The sequence below is a fragment of the Kribbella pratensis genome (genome assembly GCF_004366075.1).
Taxonomy (GTDB): domain Bacteria; phylum Actinomycetota; class Actinomycetes; order Propionibacteriales; family Kribbellaceae; genus Kribbella; species Kribbella pratensis.
This window is the reverse complement of record NZ_SODU01000004.1, coordinates 765289-785043: the sequence shown is the minus strand read 5'-3', so window position 1 is coordinate 785043 and position 19755 is coordinate 765289. Positions and strand designations below refer to the sequence as shown.

Below are 19755 nucleotides of genomic sequence, written 5' to 3'. Positions count from 1 at the left end.
TTTCGACTGTCACGGAGACCGTAAACCCTCCCACGGACAGAAAGACGACCGGGCGCGAAACGCCAAGGTTTCTGCAGGTTCGGCGGCTGCCTCGGACAATGAAGAAATGACCAGGGAGACGAGGTTCGCGCGGTTCGTGCTCGTGCTCGTCCTCGCGCCCGCCGGCGGACTGTTCGGCAAGGCCGTCGCCGAGGCCGCGCAGGCCCGGCCGTGGTGGCCGTGGCTGCTCGCGGCGCTGGTCTGGCTGCTGCTCTCCGGCGCGATCGCGGCAGGGATCTCGACGGCCGTGTCGCACCATGCCGTGTCGCACCATGACGCCGAGCACAGATAATGCTCCGATGGCTGCCGCGGTGCATCACGTCGAGATCTGGGTCCCGGACCTGTCCCGGGCCGTCACGAGTTGGGGCTGGGTCCTCACCCGGCTGGGCTGGAAGGACGGTGACGGCTGGCCGGGGGGCATGACCTGGACCGCCCCGGACGGCTGCTACGTCGTCGTCGAGCAGAGCCCGGCGATGTCGGCCGCCGAGCACGACCGGATGCGGCCCGGGATGAACCACCTGGCGCTGAACGCGGCCGACCGGGCCGAGGTCGACAGCATCGTCGCGGAGGCCGCCGAGCACGGCTGGACGCTGATGTTCGCCGACCGCCATCCGTACGCCGGCGGCCCGCAGCATTACGCCGCCTTCCTCCACAACACCGACGGCTACGAACTCGAAATCGTCGCTCCTGATTAGCAGGTGAGACTACTGATACCTGGAGTGACCACTGGGGCCACTGGTGTGACATGGTTACACCAGGCAATGAGTAGGGTCGCGGGGCAAGTGTGGAAGGACGATGCTCGTGACGGAGAAGCCTGACGGGGGACCGGCCGCACCGGAGCTCCTGGAAGCGCGGATCCGCGGTTTGCAGCACGCGCTGGCGCAGTTGCTGGACAACGCACGGCGGCTGACGTACGGCGAGCATCAGCGCGCCGTGAAGCTGCATCGTCAACTGCAGGAGCAGACCGCCGCCGCCCGGCGTGAGTCGCGGTCGCTGGTCGACGCGAAGACCGCGGAGGCGTTGTCCGAAGCCGAGCCCAAGGCACGGCTGCTCGCGGACCGCCTCGCACCCGGTCTGGCATCGATTCCGCCGAACGACGCCCGCTGGCGTTCGCGTCAACTGGTCGGCGCGGGAGCCCCGGCGTACGTGCGGGTCGGCGAACTGGACACCGGTACGCCGGTGGTCGCGCCGCTGCTCCGCACCAACGGCTGGAAGGTGACCGGCGACCGCAACGAGTCCGCGCGCCGCCTGCTGCAGAGCGTCGCGCTGCGGCTCGTCGCGGCCGCGGAACCGTTCCGGCTCCGCATCGACGCGTTCGATCCGCGGCTGACCGGGATGATGGGGCTGCTCGGTCACCTGACCACGAAGTACCCGCAATTGGTGCCCAGGGCAACACACACCGCGGAGCAACTGCACACCGTGCTGTCCGGGCTGGTCGACGTGTCGTCGCTGCGCGCGAGCCGGCAGGCGCAACTCGGGCACGAGCGCTTCGAGGACCTGCTGAAGGAGACCGGCCAGGTCACCGATCCCTACCGGATCGTCGTCCTGTTCGACTACCCGTCCGGGATCGACACGCTCGCCCAGCGCGACCTGCTCCGGCTGGCCGCGACCGCGGGCAAGCGCGGTATCTGCTTCCTGGTCCACTACGACGCGTCGGCGGCGGCCGAGCTCGACGTGGACTCGCGACAGTTGCTCGATCTCCTCAACCCGGTTGCCATCGTCAACGATCGCGTCGAGGTCGCGCAGCTGCCGCCGGCCCGGCTCGATCCGCCGTTCGACGCGACCGTTGCCGCGGGCATCTGTGACGTGATCGCCGAGCAGGCGGAGATCGCCGTACTCCCGACCATCGACTTCGACCGGACGCTGCCGGACCGTTCGACCTGGTGGCAGCCGGTCAAGGACGAGGTCGGGACGGTGATCGGGTACGACGACCGCACACCGGCGCTGGTGCGGCTGCGCAGCGGCAACCCTGCCCTGCCGCACGTTCTCGTCGGCGGCGCGGTCGGCCAGGGCAAGTCGAACCTGCTGCTCGTACTGATCCACGGTCTCGCCGCGCGCTACTCGCCGGCCGACCTGGAGATGTACCTGCTCGACTTCAAGCACGGTGTCGAGTTCTCGGCGCTCGGGCCCGGCCCGGACCGGCCGCACTGGCTGCCGCAGATCCGCGTGCTCGGGGTGCACAGCGATCGCGCGTTCGGTCTCGCCGTACTGCGTCATCTCTCGGACGAGCTCGCACGGCGCAGCGAGATCTTCAAGTCGCACGGCAACGTCGCCGACATCGCGGAGCTACCGCCCGGCCCGGATCGGCCGCCACGGATCCTCGTCGTACTGGACGAGTTCCAGGTGCTGCTCGAGGACGACGACGAGTTGGCGGACGAGGCGGCGAAGCTGCTGGAGCGGTTGGTCCGGCTGGGGCGTGCGTACGGCGTTCACGTCGTACTGGCGACGCAGACGATCGAGGGCGTGAAGCGGCTGTCGACGCGGCGGGACTCGATCTTCGGGCAGGTGCCGTACCGGATCGCGCTGAAGACGACGCCGGCCGATTCGCAGGCGATTCTGCGCAGCGGGAACACGGCCGCGGCCGAGTTGCAGTTCCGCGGCGAGGCGGTGCTGAACGCGAACTTCGGGTCGCCGGACGACAATCAGCACGTGCTCGTGAGCTATGCGGACAAGCTCGTGCTGGACTCGCTGCGGCAGGAGCTGTGGACGCGTGCGGGTACGGCGGTGCATCCGCCGCGGGTGTTCCATCTGGCCGAGCCGGCGCGGTTGACGGACACGGCGACGGCGGTGAAGCCTGAGTTGGGGCGGCCGTGGACCGGGCTGCCGATCGCGGTGACTGAGGAGCCGGTTTCCGTCGAGGTACGGCCCGAGCCTGGCGCCGGTGTGCTCGTGCTGGGGGACGGGCCGCCGGATGCCCTCGGCGTACTGACTGGGCTGGCGGTGTCGACGGCCGCGTCAGCGGTGGAGCCGCCGCGGTTCCTCTTCATGGACGGGACGAACTCGGCGCCGTCTGTTGCCGAGGGCAAGGATGCGTTGGTGCAGATGCTGCGGCAGCTCGGGTGCGAGGTCGAGACCGTCGACAAGCACGACGACATCGCGCCGCGGCTGTTCGCGCTGCGGGACGCGATGCGGAGCGGGGAAGCCGGCGGGACGTACCTGATCGGCTTCGGGTTCCACGGCGTACCGCGGATGCAGTTGCACGCCGAGGGGTACTTCGAGAGCCCGGCGAACGCGTTGCAGGACATCGTGCGGGACGGGCCGGCGCAGGGCCTCGTCACGTTCGGGTGGTGGAACCGGCTGCATGTGTGCACCGAGCAGCTCGGGTACGGGCGGGCGAACGTGGCGACCCACCTGTTCCTCCGGCACCCGCAGGACGGCGTACGTGCGGTAGCGGGTCCGCTGGTGCGGTGGGCCTCCGAACCGCACCGGGCGTTGCTGTGGGACGGGTTGCATCCTGAGGCACAGGTCGTCGTACCGTTCGCCGCGCTGCGGTCGGACGAGGTGGATCGCGCGGTGGAGTTGGTGCGGCGATGAAGACTGTGGAGCAGGAGTGGTCCGAGTACGTCCGCGCGCTGCGGACGGTCGCGATGGCGCGCGCCGACGCGCAGCAGGCGCAGGACCGGCTGACGGCGCACAAGTCGAAGGCCGAGGCAACCGCGGCGGCCGAGGCCGATGCGATGGCCGAGCGGGGACGGAAGCTGCAGACCCGGCTGAACGCGCTCGCCGACAAGGCAGCGGAGAGTTTGCAGCGGGCCGGGCTGCCCGCGGAAGGCAAGCGGGCGAACCACACGCTGCCCGAGATCCGCGCGCTGAACGACATCGAGACGGTCGCCGAGCGGATCACCAAGCAGCTCGCCGAGTCGGTCGACCAGCTGGAGGAGCTGCGGACGAAGGCCCGGGCGCTCCAGGAGCAGCGCAAGCGGCGTACCATCAGCGCGGTCCTGGCGCTGGTCGGGTTCGTGCTGGTGTGGGTGCTCAGCGGGTCGTTCCTGGCTGGGGCCGAGGCTGCGGCGATCGCCGCCGTCACGATGCTGGCCGCGTCTCGGGTGCTCGGGCTGCCACGACTGCCCGGCGCGCGCTGGTGGGGCTGGGGCGGTGCGGTCATCGTCGTCGTCGCGATGGCGGCCGGACTGCCGTGGTGGCTCGGGATCCTGGTCCCGGTCGTCGTGGCGGGTACGGCGATCGTGCTGCCGAAGAAGCGCAACTAGATTTGGGAGTGGGTTGAGGTGTCCGACGTACTGCGGCTCAAGGAACAGCTGCACCAGGTCTCGATGGAGGCCAAGCAGGCAGCGGGTGGCCTGGCCGGATTCAAGCTCCGGTTCACGCAGCACAGTCAGTTGGTGGAAAGCCTGATCGCGGGCACCGCCACCGGTATCGACCGCGACATCACCGAGATCCTGGAGGCCGCGAGCAAGGCCGTCGAACAGGCCGCCGAGGCGCTGGAGATCGCGTCGGCCGGCTGCAAGAACTACGCCGACCAGATCTGACGCTCGAGTCATCAAGGTGCCGTCCGAGCTGCAGCGGGTCGCCCGCGGTCTGGTCGACTGCTTCGACGAGATCCCCCGGGTCGTCGACCAGCTCGTGCGTACGGCGGCGCGCTGCCGGGAGAACGCACAGGTCGCGCTGATCGCCTCCCGCGGGCAGGCAACGGTCGCCGCGCAGCAGCTCGATGCCGCGGCACGCGCGTGCGAAGCCGCTGCGCACTACTTGTCGATGGCGCCGCCGAAGGCACGCGGCTGGGCCGAAGGCCTGATCGGTACGCCGGGACCGTCGACGAATCGTCCGTCGTCCGATTCCGCGGAACGTAACAAGGCGACCAGCGGCACCGGCGACGTCCAGGTCCGCACGAGACGCCTCACCGCGACGTACGACGACCTGGAAGTTGCCGAAGACAACGAGCCGCCACTGGTCACGGTCGCCCGCAAGGCCTTCGAGAAATACCGCAAGTCCCACGAGAAGGACGACGACCAGGAACGCGACGACGAACACCTCCTGGAACTCGAAATCACCGTCACCGAAACCGGCGAAGTGATCTTCGAAGAACCGGACAAGAAGGAAGAGCAGAAGCGCGCCGAACGCCTGACCCGCGACTTCGAATTCGTACCGGAGTCCGACGAGGCGCCCGAGGTCGAGGAGCCGGACGAGAGGGAGGAGGAGAAGCGCGCCGAGCGTCTCGCGCGCGACTTCGAGATCGACCCCGACCTCACCGAGGCCGTGAAGCTCCTCCTCGACTCCATGGCCGACGCCGCCACCGAGAAGTGGGAACACGCCACCCTCACCATCACCCCCAACCAGATCGAAGCCACCTTCGACGACCCCGAGCAGCCTCCCGCCCCACCCATCGTCAACATCGACCTCCCGGACCTCCCAACGCCGAACGCCGTGGACTTCGACCCCGCTTTCGACCTCCGCCCCCTCGAACTCGACTTCGCCCCGGGCGTTCACGACCCTCTGAAGAGCTTCAAACCTCACGAACGGGTCATTGCCGAACGACTGACAGAGGAAGGATGGCGCATCGATGCGCGGAGGGAAGACCACGGGTCGGGCGACAAGAACCCGGATGCGATGGTTCGCAAACAGCCGGACGGGCGCGGAGTGGTCGTGGAGTTCAAGACACCGAACAAGAACGGGACCAGTACCGTCCAACGCAACATCTGCGATGCCAGTGATCAAGCGCCCGAGATCGTCATCGACGGACGGGGCATTGATCTTTCGGAGGCAGACGCCTGGCGTGCCTACCGCCGGGCACTCGGTCAGCCCGGCAAGGCTATCGCCGACGTCGTGCACGTCATCCTCGGTGACAACCGACTGGTCACCTATCGAAAGGAGAAGTGATGTCTGTCGTCGACAGTGTCTTCCTGGCGGTGTCCGGTGGACAGCAGGAGGTAGTTGACTGGTTGGTCGAGGGTGTCGGGGCCGAGGTCTTGGTGACCGAGACGAGCGCTGTCCGGCTGCGAATGCGCGGCGAGAGCGCAGCGGACTGGCTTGGCGTGGTGGTGCAGCCGAACGGGTACGTCGTACCGGATCCGGAGCCGGACGAGGTGCAGGCGATGGACGGCTACGCGATCGAGGTCCAGGTACGTGGCGGTGGTTCCGACGACATCCTTCACCGGGAGGCCGGGCGGCTGTTCGAGACGCTCATCACCACGCGCCCCGAAGTACCTGCGTTGCTCGTTCACAATCTCGACACGTTGGTGTCCGCGCACCTTCCCGGCGCCGGCACGCATACCTTCGATCCGCTGATCACCCCCGACGTCGAGGACATCGACACCTGGCGGGCCTGGGTCCGCGGCTGAGCGCGGATTGCCTGGAGGGTTTCTCACAGTGGGTGAGAAATTTCTGGGGAATCGCGTCATGAACGGCTGAGACGGCCGTCACTACCTGTGAACCCATCCCCACAGGGAAGTGGAAGTGATTGCCGTGAAGGTTTGTCTTGCGAGGTCGCTGATGGGATCCGGCTCGAGTGGGCGCCGGGTGTATTGAGATGCCTGACGGTGGTGATCCGCACCCGGCCGCGGTCCGGGTGGAGCGTCGTCGGGTGAGGGTCTGGTTCGGGGACCATGTGGTCGCCGACTACCGGGCCGAAGCGGAGCTGGCCGAGCGGTACGCCGCGGCCATGTCGCGCAGGTTCGCCGGGTTGCGGGTGACCAGCGACCCGGTTCCGGACCACGATCCAGGACCGGAACGGAAGCTGCCGGGGGAGCGGCTGTGGGAGGTAGCACCGAAATGAGCTCCCGTCGCTTCCGGCTGATCCGTCATCAAGATGTCTCCGGTGTCAGCGGCACCGGCCCCGTCGCCGAGGGTGTGCAGTTCACCGACGGCTCGGTCGCGCTCCGCTGGTACGGCGACTACCCGACCACGACCGTCTGGGACGGTATCGAGTCCGTCGTCGCGATCCACGGGCACGGCGGGGCGACGACGGTCGAGTGGCTCGACCCCGAACGGGGTCCCGATCCCGACCTCCAGCTGCCGCCCCGCGACTCCCTCCCGCCCCGGCCCTGGCCGGACCTGCACTCGGCGCCAGAGCCGCAGGACCCCGACCCGCTGCACTCAGAGCGCGATTTCGGGTCGGACGGCGCGGCGCCGCCGTCCACCTGGTCGTCGTACCGCGTCTTCGGCTGAGGTCCCGATCCACCGGTGCCGGCTCATCCCCCCTCCCGGCACCGGTCACCTCGGTACGGCGTACGCCCGGGCGAGCCGGCGTACGCCGTACCTGAGGAATCACTGCGTCGAGGCGACCACGTCGAGGTTGTAGAACTTTCCGGGACCGTCGCACAGCTCCATCATCTTCTCCGACATCTCGGTGGTGTCGGCACGCTGCGAGTTCTCCATCGCAGCCTCGTACGACTCGAACTCGACGATCGCGAAGTACCGCCCCGGCTCGTCGCGGTCGGCGCAGGCGATGCTGCGGGTCGGCGCCGGCCCGTCGCCCTCGGCTTCGCGTTTCGCGCGGAAGTCCTCCATCAGCGCCGCGATCTCGTCCGGCTTGGACGTCCGGTACTCGATGATCTGAACGAAACCAGCCATCACTTCCCCCTGTTTCCACAGACACTCACCCCTGGGTGTCCTTGTGGTACGACAGTGCGCCCGGATCGCCTGCCTGGCAAGGGGACGACGATTACAGTGACGTGACGAGGGCAACGAATCACGCACGGGAGTTTCTGCCCTCGGCAGAGGCGCCTGGGAATTGCCGGCCGGGCCTGATTGGCTTGCCCGCATGGAGATTCTGATCCTCGGTGGTACGGCGTGGCTCGGTCGCGAGATCGCGACGCAGGCGATCTCGCGCGGGCACTCGGTGACCTGTGTGGCCCGTGGCGAGAGCGGCACGGTCGCCGACGGCGCCACGCTGGTCGCGGCCGATCGCAGCAGCCCGGACGCGTACGACGCGGTGCCTGTGCAGGACTGGGACGCTGTGTTCGAGGTCTCGTGGCAGCCAGGCTTCGTGAAGGGCGCGCTGGCCGCGTTCGGCGCCCGCGCCAAGCACTGGACGTACGTGTCCTCGTGCAATGCGTACGAGAAGTACGACACGCCCGGTGCGGACGAGACTGCGGCGCTGCGGGAGCCGACCGCGGACGACGTGGCCGATCGGGAGCTGTACGGCGAGGCCAAGGTCGCGTGTGAGCTCGCCTCCCGCGAGGTGGTCGGGGATCGGCTGGTGATCGCGCGCGCCGGGCTGATCGGCGGTCCGGGGGACCGCAGTGATCGCGCGGGTGCGTGGGTCGCGCGGGCGGCGCGGGCACCCGAGGAGCCGATGCTGGTGCCTGACACGCCTGAGCTGGCGACGGCGGTGATCGACGTACGAGACCTTGCCGGATGGCTGCTGGACAACGCGACCGAGGGGCGGACGGGGACGTTCGACACGTTCGGGCCGGTGGTGCCGTTCGGCGAGTGGATCGAGTTGACGCGCGAGGTCGGCGGTCACACCGGGCCGGTGGTGCTCGCGCCGCGGGAGTGGCTGGAGGAGCAGAAGGTCGAGCAGTACATGGGGCCGGACTCGTTGGCGATGTGGCTGACCGAGCCGGGCTACGAGGGCTGGTCGTCCCGCAGCGGCGCGGCGGCTGTCGCGGCCGGTCTCACCCACCGGTCCCGCCGGGAGTTCGTCGAGGACACCCTCGCGTGGGAGCGCGAGCTCGGCCTGGACCGCGAGCGCAAGGCAGGCCTCAGCCCAGCCAAGGAGAGAGAGTTGCTGGCGGCACTGAACCCGTAGAGAGTGGGCTCATGCGCCTGGTGCTGATTTCGGACACTCATCTGCCGGTGCGGGCGAAGAAGTTGCCCGCACCGGTTTGGGACGCAGTCGACGACGCCGACGTGGTGATCCATGCGGGCGACTGGGTGAGCGTCGACCTGTTGGACGAGTTGGAGGCACGCGCGGCCCGGCTGGTCGGGTGCTGGGGCAACAACGACGGACCCGAGCTGCGGGCGCGACTGCCCGAGGTCGCGCGGGTGACGCTCGACGGGTTGTCGGTCGCCGTGGTGCACGAGACCGGTCCGGCCAAGGGGCGTGAAGAACGCTGCGCGACGGCGTACCCGGGGGTGGATCTGCTGGTGTTCGGGCACAGTCACATCCCGTGGGACACGACCGGTCCGGGTGGGCTCCGGCTGCTGAACCCGGGGTCGCCGACTGACCGGCGGCGGCAGCCGTACTGCACCTACCAAACCGCGACGATCACCGCCGGCCGCCTCGAACAGGTTGCCCTGCACAACCTTTAAGTTGCGTATTGCAACGAGTGTGGCCGGGCAGACGTGGGCGACGCCGTACCACCGAGTTACGGCGCGCCGCGACTGCCCGGCCGATTGTCGGCCGGGGTCAGGCGTTCGCTGCTTCCTTGACCCGGGTCTTGAGGCGATCGCGGACCTCTTCCGGCGTGTACGCACGGCGCTTCCGCTCGCCCCGGGCGATCACGACGCCCGTCGCGGCGACGCCGACGAGTCCCGCAAGCCCTACCACCTTCCATACCTTCATGCCGACTAACCTAGCGACGTGAACAGCCGGATTTCACTGGATGACGCTACGGAACTGACACGAACAGGTGACATTTGGCTGTTCCGCGGTGGCAGCGCGGCGGATCGCGCCATTCAGCTGACCACCAACAGCCCCGTCAACCACGTCGGTATGGCGATCGTCGTCGAGGACCTCCCGCCGTTGATGTGGCACGCGGAGCTGGGTCGCTCGCTCCCCGACATGTGGACCGGCCAGCACCAGCGCGGTGCGCAGTTGCACAATCTGCGTGACGCGGTGCTGGTGTGGGCACGCAAGTACGGTCAGCAGGCCTGGCTACGGCAGCTCGATCATCCCGTCACGCGGGAGATGGAGGACGCGGTACTGCGGACGGTCGCGCGCCTGGACGGTACGCCGTTCCCGTCGACTGCCCGGCTCGCGTCGCGATGGGTGCGCGGGCGGGTGCCGGCGATTCGTCGCGGATCGCGCGAGCTCGAGCTGGAGTCGGCGTACTGCGCCGAGGTGGTCGCGGTGACATACGAGGAGATGGGGTTGCTGAGCGGGCGGAAGCTCAACTGGTACGACCCGGGGCGGTTCTGGAGCGGCGACGAACTTCAGCTGGCGCAGGGAGCGCGGCTGGGCGCGGAGATCGAGGTCGAGATTCCGTCCGATACCTGACGGGACCGAAAGTGTCGGCGGCGTCTGATTGGGTTGTCACAGTCGGTCAGCGAGCCGGAGGAGGCCTGGATGTACGCGGTCATCGACACCGAGACGACCGGTCTGCTGCCGACCCATCGGCATCGGATCATCGAGATCGCCGTCGTGCTGCTGGACGCGCGCGGGCGGGTCGAGCGCGAGTGGGTGACCTTGCTGAATCCCCAACGCGACTTGGGCCCGCAGCACATCCACGGGATCCTCACCGCCGACGTGCTGGCGGCGCCGGAGTTCCGCGACATCGCGCGGCAGTTGGGGGAGTTGCTGGCCGGACGGATGGTTGTCGGGCACAACGTCGAGTTCGATCTCGGATTTCTGCGGGCCGAGTTCGCGCGCCTCGGGGTCACCGTTCCGCTGATCACCGAGCGGTCGATGTGCACGATGGCACTGGCCGGGTATCTGCATCCAGGCGCCAAACGGACGCTCGGCGCCTGTTGCGCGGCGGCCGGGATCTCGATCGAGGGCTGGCATTCGGCACTCGCGGACACCCGGGCGACGGCAGAGCTGTTCGCGCAGTATCTCGGGGCTTTCGCGGCACCGCCACCCTGGCAGTGGGCCTACGAAGAGGTACGTCGGTTGCCCTGGCCGGACCTGCCGGGCACGGACGTCGCGCCGACCGTCCGACCGGTGCATGCCGGGGGAAGGCACGGCTGGATGAGCCGACTTGTCGACCAGTTGCCGCGTGTCCCGGAGCCGCCGCAGGCCGACTCGTATCTCGTCCTGCTCGACACGATCCTCGGCAAGCGTGAGATCACGGCGGCGGACGCGGATCAACTGGTGCAGGTGGCGACCGAGCTGGGGATGACACGCCCGCAGGTCGATCACCTCCATCGGTGGTACGTCTCCGCGCTGGCGACCGCGTCGTGGGGGACCGGTGAGATCTCACCGGACCAGCGCAGCGATCTCGACCGGGTCGCGGTGATGCTCGGGCAGCGGGTGTCCGACGTCGACGAGGCGCTGCTCCGCGTGAGCGCCGGGCGGTACGTCGTACCTGATCGTCCTGGTGCGCGCGGGTATCCGCCGGGGAGCACGCTGGTGTTCACCGGGGACATGGTCGAGCCTCGCGAGGTGTGGTGGGACCGGGCGGTGGCGGCCGGGTTCGTGCCTCAGGAGGCGGTCCGCCCCGACACCACGTTCCTGGTTGCCGCCGACGTGGACAGCCTGTCGGTCAAGGCCCGCGCGGCCCGCGAGTTCAACATCCCGATCATCTCCGCCGACGACTTCCGCCGGTTCCTGCCGGAAGACCAACGCAAGGCCGGCTGAGTCCGGCAAAGGCGTGCGGGCGGCGTGCCCCTGGCGTCGCCGGGGTCAGGTGCGCGGGCGGTGTGCCCTGGTGTCGGCGGGGTCAGGTGTGCGGGCGGTGTGCCCTGGTGTCGGCGGGGTCAGGTGTGCGGGCGGTGTGCCCTGGTGTCGGCGGGGTCAGGTGTGCGGGCGATCGTGCCCCTGGCGGCGGGGTCAGGGGGTTGGTGTGAGGTGTTCTGGGGTCAGTAGGGCGTGGAGGGTCAGGCCGGCTTCGGTGAGTTGGTTTGGTGTGGTGGGGTTGCGGTTGATGACGCAGAGGGCGTCGGTGATCGTGGCGCCCAGGGCGCGGAGTTCGTTCGCCGACAGGACGATCTGGCCGCCGGTGGTGACGACGTCCTCGACGATCGTGACCCGGCGGCCTTTGGTCTCGGCGCCCTCGGCCAGCCGGCAGGTGCCGTAGGACTTCGCCTGCTTGCGGACGAACGCGCAGGGCAGGCCGGTGTGCCGCCCGAGCGCGGTGACGACCGGGATACCGCCCATCTCCAGCCCGGCCAGTACCTCCGTGCCGTCGGGGATCAGCGGGACCATCGCGGCGGTCACCTCGTCCAGCAGCACCGGATCGGCCTCGAACCGGTACTTGTCGAAGTACTCCGTCGTCGTCTGCCCGGACCGGAGCAGGAACTCCCCGGTCAGATGTGCAGTCGCATATATCCGACGCCCCAACTCAGCAAGCTCCACGCCCCGCACCCTACCTGCCACCCCGCCGCCCGACGCAGGGTTGCCCCCCGCCCCGAAGGGTTGCCCACCGACCCGAAGGGTTGTTCACCGACCCGAAGGGTTGTTCACCGACCCGGAGGGTTGCCCACCGACCTGAAGGGTTGCTCACCGACCCGAAGGGTTGCCCCCCGACCTGAAGGGTTGTTCACCGACCCGGAGGGTTGCCCACCGACCCGAAGGGTTGCCCACCGACCTGAAGGGTTGTTCACCGACCCGGAGGGTTGCCCCCTCGGATTTTCAATGGGCAACCCTCCAGTCGCGGGGATACCCCTTCGGGTGGAGGGTTGGGGCTCAGTCCTCGTCGGGGACGGGTTCGATTTCGAAGCGGAGTTGTTTGCCGGAGCGGATGCGTTCGATCGCCGACAGGCAGGCGTCGTCGCTCATCTCCACGCCGATCTCGCCGAGCTTGTGGCGCAGCACCCGGGCCGCGTCCTCGGCGGAACGGGCGCTGGACTCGTTGATCGCCTCGATCGTGGTCGCGGTGAGCCGCTCGCGAATGTCCGGGTGTGTCTGGTGGATCTCGTGAGTGATCCGGAACTCGGTCATCGCGCTCTCCCTGGTACTCCGCGGGCCGTTGTGCACCACAAGGGTAGTGCTCCGGACGTCAGGCGAGGACGCGCTGGACGAAACTCTCCAGGCGAGTCGCGAGGCGTTTCGCCCGGACGTCCGGGCCGGCCGTTTCACCCTGCGGCAGGTCGAGGTCCTTCAGGCCGCGGATGTACAGCGAGCAGGCCAGGTCGGCGCAGATGTACATCCCGACCGTGTTCCCCTCCCGGCCGGCCGAACCCGCTCGGCGGGCCACGAACAGCGCGACGTCGCTGACGTGATGCGCGGTGTTGCACAGGTCGCACAGCCCGGCGAACCGGCGCGCGGCGCCCGACGTCTGGGTGCTGACCGCGATCCCGGTGACGCCGGTGTCCCGCCGTACGACGAGGTAGCCGCGGTTCGGCGCCTTGCCGTCACGCCAGCCGAGGAAGTCCAGCGACTCCCAGGGCAGTTCGGTGAACCTCGGCGGCAGCGCCATCGCCTTGACCTGGCTCTTGGACGAATTGACGAACGAGCGCCTGATGTCCTCGGCGCTGAGCGGTTCCACGACGGTCCTCCGATCTTCGACCACCTATGAGACAAGCCCGGCCCGGGCCGGCGCAACCGGTTAACTCCGTTGCCTCAGGCAACAGTCGGCTCTGGGGTCGTGTCCATTTCCCGGTTCGATCGGGTCCACGACTCGGACACGCCGGGTGTGGGGTGGACTTCTGAGCGTTAAGGGTGAACTCTGTACTATCTAAACTTCAACTACCTTTCTGGAGGAATCCGCGATGTCCAGCGAGTACGCCGCGCTCAGCGGTGACTACACCCTCGACGCCTCCCACACCCGGATCGGCTTCAGTGCCCGGCATGCGATGGTGACCAAGGTTCGGGGCGCGTTCGACGAGTTCGAGGGCTCGTTCCACATCGACGGCGAGAACCCGGCGAACTCGTCGGGGAAGGTGACGATCCAGGCGAAGAGCATCAACACCCGCAACAGCCAGCGCGACGAGCACCTGCGCAGCAACGACTTCCTCGCGATGGACGAGAACCCGGAGATCACCTTCGTGTCGACCGCCGTGAAGCCGGCCGGCGACGCCGAGTTCGTGGTGACCGGCGACCTGACGATCCGCGGCGTCACCAGGTCGGTCGACGTCACCTTCGAGTACACCGGGACGGCGACCGACCCGTTCGGCAACCAGCGGCTCGGCCTGGAGGGCTCGGTCGTGATCAACCGCAAGGACTTCGGCGTCAGCTGGAACGCGGCGCTCGAGGGCGGCGGCGTACTGGTCAGCGAGAAGGTCACGCTGGAGCTCGAGGTCTCGGCGATCAAGAACGCCTGACTAGGAACACCTGATGGGGACCGTGCACAGGCAATTGCCTGTGCAGGGTCCCCATTGCCTGTTCCGGGTCCCGCTGGTCAGGCGTGGCGGGTGGTTTGCTGGAGGAGTGACTCGACGGCCTGGCGGAGTTCGGTGTCGTGGTGCGGACCGGACCAGACCACGATCCGGCCCTTGTCGCCGAGCTTGGTGCTGATCAGGTCGCGGGCCGGCGTGGGGTCGCCCTGGTTCACGAGGACGACGAGCCGCCGGCCGTCACGCTGCAGCCGGTCGAGCAGCGGCGGAAGGGTCGAGCCGCGGAACAGCCCCGGGTCGCTCTTGACCTTGGTCTCGATCATCACGCCGCGGCCGCGGACGACCAGCAGGAAGTCGGCGCGGTCCCGGGTGAACTCGCGGTCGTGGTAGATCCGCGCCTTCGGCCACAGGCGTTGCAGGGCGGCGTCGACCTCGACGTCGTACTGCGCCGCGAGCCGGCTGACCCGGGAACTCGTGCCGCGTGGCCGCAGCGATTCCGGCGTACGGCGGCGGCCGAGGAACGGCAGCCAACGCCCAATACTCGTGTCGATCATCGGTGGACCCCTCGACCTGTTCCGGCACTTGTCAGTGAGTCTGCCCGCGCCTGGGCGGAGGAATCCGGGGGCCGCGCAATCGTGATCCCACTGCCATAAATGGGAGGTGTTCAGCAGGCGTTGGGGGTGGTGGTGCCGCCGTCGACGATCCAGCGGGACTGCTGGTTGAGGACGCGCATCTGGTCGAGCCAGCGGGTCGGGGTGGTGTTCGGCAGTACGCCGCGACCGCGGACGTTGACGGTGCGCGCCGCGGAGGTGTCGTAGCAGGCGCTGACGATGACGCCGTTCGCCGCCAACGTGCGCTTCGCCCACAGCACCTTGGTGCTGCCGGTGTTGCGCAGTTTGTGGGTCCGGAAGTACTTCGCCTGCGCGCTGATCGCCTGGAACATCGCCGGCGTCATCGTCGGCTCCAGTTGCTTGGTCTTGCCGCCCCCGCTGCGCATCATCACGTCGAGTGCGACGCGGTACGTGTAGTACGCGTTCAGCACGGGGTCGTCGGAGCCGGCCGCATCGTCGGTGGTCGTGGTCCGGGCCGCCTTGTGCGCCGCCGGAACCGCCGCGGCGACATTGCTGTCGGCCTCGTTGCCGCAGCCGGGGAGCAGCAAAACCGGGGTCAGCATGGCGGTCATAACCAGGTTCCGCATGCGCATGGTGTGCGAGTACCTCCTGTTGGACTCTCACCGCTCGCGCCGTCGGCGGCGTAGCACACCGCTCGGCACTGACCGTGTAACGCCGCGACACGCATCGTGGTCACTGTGACCTGAATCACAGGAGACCCCTACCCGGGTACTGGTTCCGGATCGGCTCCGTGGCTGGAGGTGCCGACGGCCGCGAATTCCTAGCCTCGATCTCAGGACTTGAGACCGAGGAGATGACGATGACGGACGTACTCACCCGCCCCACGGCACCCAGCGCCGGCCGCCCCCACACCCTGCGACGCCTGGGCAGCACATTGCTGTACGACGCGCTGCTGGTGCCAGCCGGCGTACAGGCAATGGCGGACGCGATGCTGGGCGAGGAGGAAACCGCAGCGAGGCGATGGCGCAGTCTCGGTGCACGTGGTGCGCAGTCGATGAGCAACGCGCGGACCTTCGGGTACGGGCTACTCAGTGCGGTGCTCGGACTGACCAACTGGTTCGTGATGCTGCTCATGGTGTTGGCTCTGGTTCGCGGCCCGTTCTGGGGGCTCGTCGAGCATGGTCCGGTTCAGCCAGGGACGTGGGGCGGACCGACGCGAGCTGGAGCGTGGGCCGCGCACGGTCTGATCGCCGTACCGTGCATTGTCGTGTTCCTGTTCGCGCTGCGCGGCATTGCGGCAGTGCACACGCTCCTGGTGCAGGGGACGAACAAGTGGGTGCTTCCGGCAACTATCGTGCTGGCGGCGGGTAGCCTGGCGTTCTTCTGGTCCTGGCTGCAGCAGCTGTGAGTAAGGTCCAACCCGTGCAGATACCGATGAGGCGGCCGTGGGCCGCCGGGCTGGCCGTCGCCGCGCTGCTCGTGCTGACTCTCATGGATCTCGCACAGCACTACGACGTACCGATCGCGGCTGTGCTGAGCCTGGCGATTGCACGGGCGCTGTCGCTGAGCCTGTCGTGGTTGCGGCCGCGGGCCGCAGTGGTGGTCTCGCTCGTCACCACTGCTGTCATGGCTGCGCTGACGAGTCCAGTTAGCTCGAGTGAACCGTGGCCGTGGGGTACGACGTCAGCGTTCGGGCATTCGCTCGTCATTGCGATCGCCGGTGCGCGTGGACTCGGCCGACGGGAACTGGTCGGCTGGTGGGTGGCGACGCAGGCCCTGGGTGTCATTGCGCTCGGGCTGGCACCGGACCGCGGCAGCTGGCCCGGTCTGATCACCATGGCGGTGCTGTCAGGCGTAGCGGGAGTGGTCGGCGACCTCCTCCGTTCGCGGGTCGACACGAACCGTCGACTTGCCGAGCAGGAGACGATCAGCAAGGCCGAGCGTGCAGAACGCGAGCGGTTGCAGGAGCGGGCCAGGATCGCCCGCGAGCTGCACGACGTCGTGGCTCACCACCTGTCCGTCGTGGTGGTCCGCGCGGACAGTGCGCCTCACCGGCTGCCCGACGTACCGGACGCCGTTCGTGAGGAGTTCACGGGCATTGCTGACGAAGCACGGGCTTCGCTGACCGAGATGCGTCGCGTACTGCGTTTGCTGCGCGAGCCGGTCGAGCAACCGCAGATGGGACCACAGCCTGGTCTGGACCAGGTGGCTGAACTCGTCGAGAGCACGCGGCGGGCTGGAGCAGATGTGCGGCTGGTGGGTGACGTGCCGACCGGGCTCGACCCTGCTGTCGAGCTGACGGCGTACCGCGTCGTGCAGGAGGGGCTCAGCAACGCCGTACGGCACGCCTTGCACGCGGCCGTGGAGGTGGCGGTACGGCGTACTGCGGGCGAGCTGGAAGTGATCGTGCAGAACGAGAAGCCGCCGCGGCCCGTCGTACCGGCGCCGGGGAGCGGGCACGGGCTGACTGGGATGCGGGAGCGGGTGGCACTCGTCGACGGGACTGTGAGCACCGGGCCGACCCCTGAAGGCGGTTATCTGGTGCGGGCGTTCATTCCGGTGGTAAAGGAGGTGGGCAGTGGCGATCACGGTATTGGTGGTTGACGACCAGGAGATGGTGCGGGCCGGGTTCAGTGCGCTGCTCGATGCGCAGCCCGACATCGAGGTCGTCGGACAGGCCGGCGACGGTGCCCGGGCGGTCGAGCTGGCGGCCGAGCTGACGCCGGACGTGATCTTGATGGACGTCCGGATGCCGGTGCTCGACGGGCTCGCCGCGACCCAGCGCATCCTCGCCGACTCGACACCTGGCGAGCCGCCGCGGGTCGTGATGCTGACGACGTTCGACCTGGACGACTACGTGTACGCAGCGCTCCGCGCCGGTGCCAGTGGCTTCCTGTTGAAGCACTCCACCCCGGACGAGCTGGCTGCAGCAGTGCGAGTCGTCGCGGCTGGTGACGCTCTGCTGGCGCCGTCCGTCACCCGGCGACTGGTAGAGGACTTCGCTCGCGCGCAACCCGTCGTACTGACCACACCGGCCCGGTTGACGCCGCGAGAGACCGACGTACTGCGACTGGTCGCCCGTGGACTGTCCAACCGGCAGATCGCCGACGAACTGGTGCTGGCCGAGCAGACCGTCAAGACGCATGTCAGCAACATCCTGACCAAGCTGGACCTGCGTGATCGCGCACAGGCGGTCGTTTACGCGTACGAGGCGGGTGTGGTGATCCCTGGCCCGAGGCACTGAGCAGGGACACTGAGTAGATGGATGTTCTGGAACACGTACGCAGCTTGTGCCTCGCACTGCCTGAGGTGACCGAGCGGCTGAGTCATGGTGAGCCGACCTGGTTCGTCCGGGACAAGAAGACCTTCGTGATGTACGCCGACCACCACCACGACGACCGCCTCGGTGTGTGGATGGCGGCGCGACCTGGTGTGCAGGAGTCGCTGGTCGCGGACGACCCGGAGCACTTCTACAGGCCGCCGTACGTCGGCCACCGAGGCTGGCTCGGCGTGTACCTGGACGTCGACGTGGACTGGGCCCACTTCGAGGATCTCGTCGAGACGGCGTACCGCCTCGACGAGGTCTGAGCGTTCTATAGGGTTACGCGGGTGTACATGGGTGAGGGTGGGCCGGTTGGGCAGAAGCTGGCCATTGCGCTGGCGTTCGGGAGTTCGGCCGCCGTCATGGTCCTGGAGCTCGTCTCGCTCCGGCTGGTGGCGCCGTACATCGGCCTGACGCTGGAGACGAACACCGCGGTCATCGGAGTCGCGCTGGCCGCGATCGCGACCGGTGCGGCACTGGGTGGCCGTTTCGCGGACGTGGTGCCGCCGCACCGGACACTCGGTCCGCTGTTCCTGCTCAGCGGGGCGCTGGTGATGCTGATCCTCCCGGTGGTCCGCTGGACGGGTGAAGCGCTCCGGGGTGGCGCGAGCGAGCTGGTGTTCCTGGTACTTGCTGTCACGCTGTTCGCGCCCGCGTCGCTCCTGGCGGCCGTCACACCGATGGTGACGAAGCTACGGCTGGCCACACTGGCTCAGACCGGAACCGTCGTTGGCCGGCTGTCCGCGTACGCCACGGTCGGCGGCATCGTCGGCACTGTGCTGACCGGGTTCGTGTTCGTGGCGACGGTTCCGATCAGCACGATCGTTCTGACCCTGGGCGCCGCACTGGTGGTCGTCGGAGCCGCGCTGACCTTCCTGCTGCGTGGTGTGCAGGCAGCGGTGAAGCCGGTCGCTCTCGCGGTCGTCGGCGCCACGCTGACCCTTGTCGCGCCGCGGCCGTGTGAGGTCGAGACGGCGTACCACTGCGCTCGGGTGGTCGCGGACCCGAACCGGGAGAGTGGGCGGACCCTGTACCTCGACCAAGCGCGGCACTCGTACGTCGACCTCAAGGACCCGACGTACCTGGAGTTCGAGTACATCAAGAGCTTCGCGGCCGCCATCAACGGCACCTGGGCCGAGGGACGGCCGCTGAACGCGCTGCACGTCGGCGGTGGCGGTCTGACCATGACGCGGTACGTGACGGCGACACGGCCCGGCAGCAAGCACCAGGTGTACGAGATCGACAAGGCCGTGGTGGAGCTCGACAAGCGGGAGCTCGGCGTCCAGACCGGTCCGGACCTGACGGTTACGGTGCAGGACGGCCGGCTCGGCGTACGTGACGAGGAGACGGACAGCCGGGACCTGGTCCTGATGGACGCCTTCAGTGGGCTCTCCGTGCCCTGGCACCTCACCACCCGCGAGCTAGTGGCCGACGTACGACGAGTACTGCGACCAGACGGGCTCTACCTGATCAACGTCATCGACTACGGCGCCGCCAAGTTCGCGAAGGCCGAGATCAAGACGGCGCAGGCGGTCTTCCCGTACGTCGCGGTGATCGCGCGCAAGGACGAACTGTCCGGCCACAGCGGCGGGAACTTCGTGGTGGCGGCGTCCGACAAGCCGATCGACGTACCGGCGATCATGGGCCAGCTCGAGCCTTCGATGGGCGTCCTCGACCGGCCGGACAGCTTCGTCGGCAACGCGCCGGTGCTGACCGACGACTATGCGCCCGTCGACCAGTTGCTCACGCCGTACAGCGGCTGACCGTCTT

Annotated in this window: 26 protein-coding genes; 19 read left to right on the top strand and 7 right to left on the bottom strand. The window is 68.5% G+C overall.

The annotated features are described in order from the left end of the window. Nucleotides 1-106: 106 nt before the first annotated feature. The 9 genes from EV137_RS36140 (at nt 107) to EV137_RS36100 (ending at nt 7161) form a co-directional block, all read left to right on the top strand. A complete protein-coding gene (locus EV137_RS36140; protein WP_134132614.1) occupies nt 107-331 on the top strand; it encodes a hypothetical protein in 225 nt (74 codons plus the stop codon). 7 nt (nt 332-338) lie between these two features. Continuing rightward, a complete protein-coding gene (locus EV137_RS36135; RefSeq protein WP_134132613.1) occupies nt 339-734 on the top strand; it encodes a VOC family protein in 396 nt (131 codons plus the stop codon). A 106-nt stretch (nt 735-840) separates the two neighbouring features. Further along, the gene (locus EV137_RS36130; protein ID WP_238175785.1) at nt 841-3573 is read left to right on the top strand and encodes an FtsK/SpoIIIE domain-containing protein; all 2733 of its coding nucleotides are present in this window, start codon (nt 841-843) and stop codon (nt 3571-3573) included. Then, nucleotides 3570-4247 carry a hypothetical protein gene (locus EV137_RS36125; RefSeq protein ID WP_134132611.1) on the top strand — a complete coding sequence of 226 codons (678 nt, stop codon included), beginning with the start codon at nt 3570-3572 and terminating at the stop codon, nt 4245-4247. The genes EV137_RS36130 and EV137_RS36125 overlap by 4 nt, the downstream gene beginning before the upstream one ends. A gap of 18 nt (nt 4248-4265) precedes the next feature. Beyond that, a complete protein-coding gene (locus EV137_RS36120) occupies nt 4266-4526 on the top strand; it encodes a hypothetical protein (RefSeq protein WP_130388988.1) in 261 nt (86 codons plus the stop codon). Nucleotides 4527-4542: 16 nt separating this feature from the next. Then, on the top strand, nt 4543-5874 hold the full coding sequence (locus EV137_RS41825) for a CdiA C-terminal domain-containing protein (protein WP_134132609.1): 1332 nt from the start codon (nt 4543-4545) through the stop codon (nt 5872-5874). Then, complete coding sequence (locus EV137_RS36110; protein WP_134132608.1) at nt 5874-6335, top strand: hypothetical protein; 462 nt, start codon at nt 5874-5876, stop codon at nt 6333-6335. The genes EV137_RS41825 and EV137_RS36110 overlap by 1 nt, the downstream gene beginning before the upstream one ends. A gap of 188 nt (nt 6336-6523) precedes the next feature. Then, nucleotides 6524-6769, top strand: a complete 246-nt coding sequence (locus EV137_RS36105) for a hypothetical protein (RefSeq protein ID WP_134012765.1) — start codon at nt 6524-6526, stop codon at nt 6767-6769. After that, a complete protein-coding gene (locus tag EV137_RS36100) occupies nt 6766-7161 on the top strand; it encodes a hypothetical protein (RefSeq protein ID WP_238175784.1) in 396 nt (131 codons plus the stop codon). Before EV137_RS36105 ends, EV137_RS36100 begins: the two co-directional genes overlap by 4 nt. A gap of 99 nt (nt 7162-7260) precedes the next feature. On the opposite strand, the gene EV137_RS36095 is transcribed toward EV137_RS36100, so the two are convergent. Then, complete coding sequence (locus EV137_RS36095; RefSeq protein WP_134012767.1) at nt 7261-7566, bottom strand: hypothetical protein; 306 nt, start codon at nt 7564-7566, stop codon at nt 7261-7263. 190 nt (nt 7567-7756) lie between these two features. Here EV137_RS36095 and EV137_RS36090 point away from each other — a divergent pair, with 190 nt between their 5' ends. Next, nucleotides 7757-8746 carry an NAD-dependent epimerase/dehydratase family protein gene (locus EV137_RS36090; protein WP_134012769.1) on the top strand — a complete coding sequence of 330 codons (990 nt, stop codon included), beginning with the start codon at nt 7757-7759 and terminating at the stop codon, nt 8744-8746. 11 nt (nt 8747-8757) lie between these two features. After that, nucleotides 8758-9249 carry a metallophosphoesterase family protein gene (locus EV137_RS36085; protein ID WP_134132606.1) on the top strand — a complete coding sequence of 164 codons (492 nt, stop codon included), beginning with the start codon at nt 8758-8760 and terminating at the stop codon, nt 9247-9249. 97 nt (nt 9250-9346) lie between these two features. Here the strand turns inward: EV137_RS36085 and EV137_RS40890 are convergent, their stop codons facing one another. Further along, nucleotides 9347-9502, bottom strand: a complete 156-nt coding sequence (locus EV137_RS40890) for a hypothetical protein (RefSeq protein ID WP_165546543.1) — start codon at nt 9500-9502, stop codon at nt 9347-9349. Nucleotides 9503-9520: 18 nt separating this feature from the next. Here EV137_RS40890 and EV137_RS36080 point away from each other — a divergent pair, with 18 nt between their 5' ends. Beyond that, nucleotides 9521-10156: a C40 family peptidase gene (locus tag EV137_RS36080; RefSeq protein ID WP_134132605.1), complete on the top strand. Its 636-nt coding sequence runs from the start codon at nt 9521-9523 to the stop codon at nt 10154-10156. A 69-nt stretch (nt 10157-10225) separates the two neighbouring features. Then, nucleotides 10226-11455, top strand: a complete 1230-nt coding sequence (locus EV137_RS36075; protein WP_134132603.1) for an exonuclease domain-containing protein — start codon at nt 10226-10228, stop codon at nt 11453-11455. A 192-nt stretch (nt 11456-11647) separates the two neighbouring features. On the opposite strand, the gene EV137_RS36070 is transcribed toward EV137_RS36075, so the two are convergent. The 3 genes from EV137_RS36070 to EV137_RS36060 all read right to left on the bottom strand — a co-directional run bounded on the left by EV137_RS36070 (nt 11648) and on the right by EV137_RS36060 (nt 13304). Further along, entirely contained in the window at nt 11648-12172 is a 525-nt protein-coding gene (locus EV137_RS36070) for an orotate phosphoribosyltransferase (protein ID WP_134012784.1), read from the bottom strand. Between the two features lie 330 nt (nt 12173-12502). Beyond that, on the bottom strand, nt 12503-12757 hold the full coding sequence (locus EV137_RS36065; protein WP_134012786.1) for a hypothetical protein: 255 nt from the start codon (nt 12755-12757) through the stop codon (nt 12503-12505). Nucleotides 12758-12815: 58 nt separating this feature from the next. Then, nucleotides 12816-13304, bottom strand: coding sequence for an FBP domain-containing protein (locus EV137_RS36060; RefSeq protein ID WP_133788534.1), 489 nt, complete (start codon nt 13302-13304; stop codon nt 12816-12818). Between the two features lie 223 nt (nt 13305-13527). Here EV137_RS36060 and EV137_RS36055 point away from each other — a divergent pair, with 223 nt between their 5' ends. Further along, the gene (locus tag EV137_RS36055) at nt 13528-14079 is read left to right on the top strand and encodes a YceI family protein (protein ID WP_134012788.1); all 552 of its coding nucleotides are present in this window, start codon (nt 13528-13530) and stop codon (nt 14077-14079) included. Nucleotides 14080-14156: 77 nt separating this feature from the next. On the opposite strand, the gene EV137_RS36050 is transcribed toward EV137_RS36055, so the two are convergent. Together EV137_RS36050 and EV137_RS36045 are read right to left on the bottom strand one after the other, a co-directional pair. After that, nucleotides 14157-14645 (bottom strand): hypothetical protein, encoded by a 489-nt coding sequence (locus tag EV137_RS36050; protein WP_134012790.1) that lies wholly within the window; start codon nt 14643-14645, stop codon nt 14157-14159. A 110-nt stretch (nt 14646-14755) separates the two neighbouring features. Then, nucleotides 14756-15289, bottom strand: a complete 534-nt coding sequence (locus EV137_RS36045) for a hypothetical protein (protein ID WP_238175783.1) — start codon at nt 15287-15289, stop codon at nt 14756-14758. A gap of 233 nt (nt 15290-15522) precedes the next feature. On the opposite strand from EV137_RS36045, the gene EV137_RS36040 reads away from it, so the two are divergent. Genes EV137_RS36040 through EV137_RS36020 form a run of 5 tightly spaced genes read left to right on the top strand, consistent with a single transcriptional unit; the run spans nt 15523 to nt 19748 of the window. After that, nucleotides 15523-16071 carry a hypothetical protein gene (locus EV137_RS36040; RefSeq protein ID WP_134132602.1) on the top strand — a complete coding sequence of 183 codons (549 nt, stop codon included), beginning with the start codon at nt 15523-15525 and terminating at the stop codon, nt 16069-16071. A 26-nt stretch (nt 16072-16097) separates the two neighbouring features. Continuing rightward, entirely contained in the window at nt 16098-17267 is a 1170-nt protein-coding gene (locus EV137_RS36035; protein WP_134132600.1) for a sensor histidine kinase, read from the top strand. After that, nucleotides 17242-17907: a response regulator gene (locus tag EV137_RS36030; protein WP_134132599.1), complete on the top strand. Its 666-nt coding sequence runs from the start codon at nt 17242-17244 to the stop codon at nt 17905-17907. The genes EV137_RS36035 and EV137_RS36030 overlap by 26 nt, the downstream gene beginning before the upstream one ends. 17 nt (nt 17908-17924) lie before the next feature. After that, the gene (locus tag EV137_RS36025; protein ID WP_134132597.1) at nt 17925-18251 is read left to right on the top strand and encodes an MmcQ/YjbR family DNA-binding protein; all 327 of its coding nucleotides are present in this window, start codon (nt 17925-17927) and stop codon (nt 18249-18251) included. 27 nt (nt 18252-18278) lie between these two features. Next, nucleotides 18279-19748: a fused MFS/spermidine synthase gene (locus EV137_RS36020; RefSeq protein WP_134132774.1), complete on the top strand. Its 1470-nt coding sequence runs from the start codon at nt 18279-18281 to the stop codon at nt 19746-19748. The last annotated feature ends 7 nt before the right edge of the window (nt 19749-19755 follow it).

What these genes read in the sequence shown, in the direction of transcription:
- EV137_RS36055 (WP_134012788.1), top strand. Translation starts at nt 13,528, where the DNA reads ATGTCCAGCGAGTACGCCGCGCTCAGCGGTGACTACACCCTCGACGCC.
- EV137_RS36020 (WP_134132774.1), top strand. Translation starts at nt 18,279, where the DNA reads ATGGGTGAGGGTGGGCCGGTTGGGCAGAAGCTGGCCATTGCGCTGGCG.
- EV137_RS36075 (WP_134132603.1), top strand. Translation starts at nt 10,226, where the DNA reads ATGTACGCGGTCATCGACACCGAGACGACCGGTCTGCTGCCGACCCAT.
- EV137_RS36135 (WP_134132613.1), top strand. Translation starts at nt 339, where the DNA reads ATGGCTGCCGCGGTGCATCACGTCGAGATCTGGGTCCCGGACCTGTCC.
- EV137_RS36035 (WP_134132600.1), top strand. Translation starts at nt 16,098, where the DNA reads ATGAGGCGGCCGTGGGCCGCCGGGCTGGCCGTCGCCGCGCTGCTCGTG.
- EV137_RS36100 (WP_238175784.1), top strand. Translation starts at nt 6,766, where the DNA reads ATGAGCTCCCGTCGCTTCCGGCTGATCCGTCATCAAGATGTCTCCGGT.
- EV137_RS36140 (WP_134132614.1), top strand. Translation starts at nt 107, where the DNA reads ATGACCAGGGAGACGAGGTTCGCGCGGTTCGTGCTCGTGCTCGTCCTC.
- EV137_RS36065 (WP_134012786.1), bottom strand. Translation starts at nt 12,757, where the DNA reads ATGACCGAGTTCCGGATCACTCACGAGATCCACCAGACACACCCGGAC.
- EV137_RS36125 (WP_134132611.1), top strand. Translation starts at nt 3,570, where the DNA reads ATGAAGACTGTGGAGCAGGAGTGGTCCGAGTACGTCCGCGCGCTGCGG.
- EV137_RS36110 (WP_134132608.1), top strand. Translation starts at nt 5,874, where the DNA reads ATGTCTGTCGTCGACAGTGTCTTCCTGGCGGTGTCCGGTGGACAGCAG.
- EV137_RS36025 (WP_134132597.1), top strand. Translation starts at nt 17,925, where the DNA reads ATGGATGTTCTGGAACACGTACGCAGCTTGTGCCTCGCACTGCCTGAG.
- EV137_RS36105 (WP_134012765.1), top strand. Translation starts at nt 6,524, where the DNA reads ATGCCTGACGGTGGTGATCCGCACCCGGCCGCGGTCCGGGTGGAGCGT.
- EV137_RS36045 (WP_238175783.1), bottom strand. Translation starts at nt 15,289, where the DNA reads ATGCGGAACCTGGTTATGACCGCCATGCTGACCCCGGTTTTGCTGCTC.
- EV137_RS36040 (WP_134132602.1), top strand. Translation starts at nt 15,523, where the DNA reads ATGACGGACGTACTCACCCGCCCCACGGCACCCAGCGCCGGCCGCCCC.
- EV137_RS36090 (WP_134012769.1), top strand. Translation starts at nt 7,757, where the DNA reads ATGGAGATTCTGATCCTCGGTGGTACGGCGTGGCTCGGTCGCGAGATC.
- EV137_RS36085 (WP_134132606.1), top strand. Translation starts at nt 8,758, where the DNA reads ATGCGCCTGGTGCTGATTTCGGACACTCATCTGCCGGTGCGGGCGAAG.
- EV137_RS36050 (WP_134012790.1), bottom strand. Translation starts at nt 14,645, where the DNA reads ATGATCGACACGAGTATTGGGCGTTGGCTGCCGTTCCTCGGCCGCCGC.
- EV137_RS40890 (WP_165546543.1), bottom strand. Translation starts at nt 9,502, where the DNA reads ATGAAGGTATGGAAGGTGGTAGGGCTTGCGGGACTCGTCGGCGTCGCC.
- EV137_RS36095 (WP_134012767.1), bottom strand. Translation starts at nt 7,566, where the DNA reads ATGGCTGGTTTCGTTCAGATCATCGAGTACCGGACGTCCAAGCCGGAC.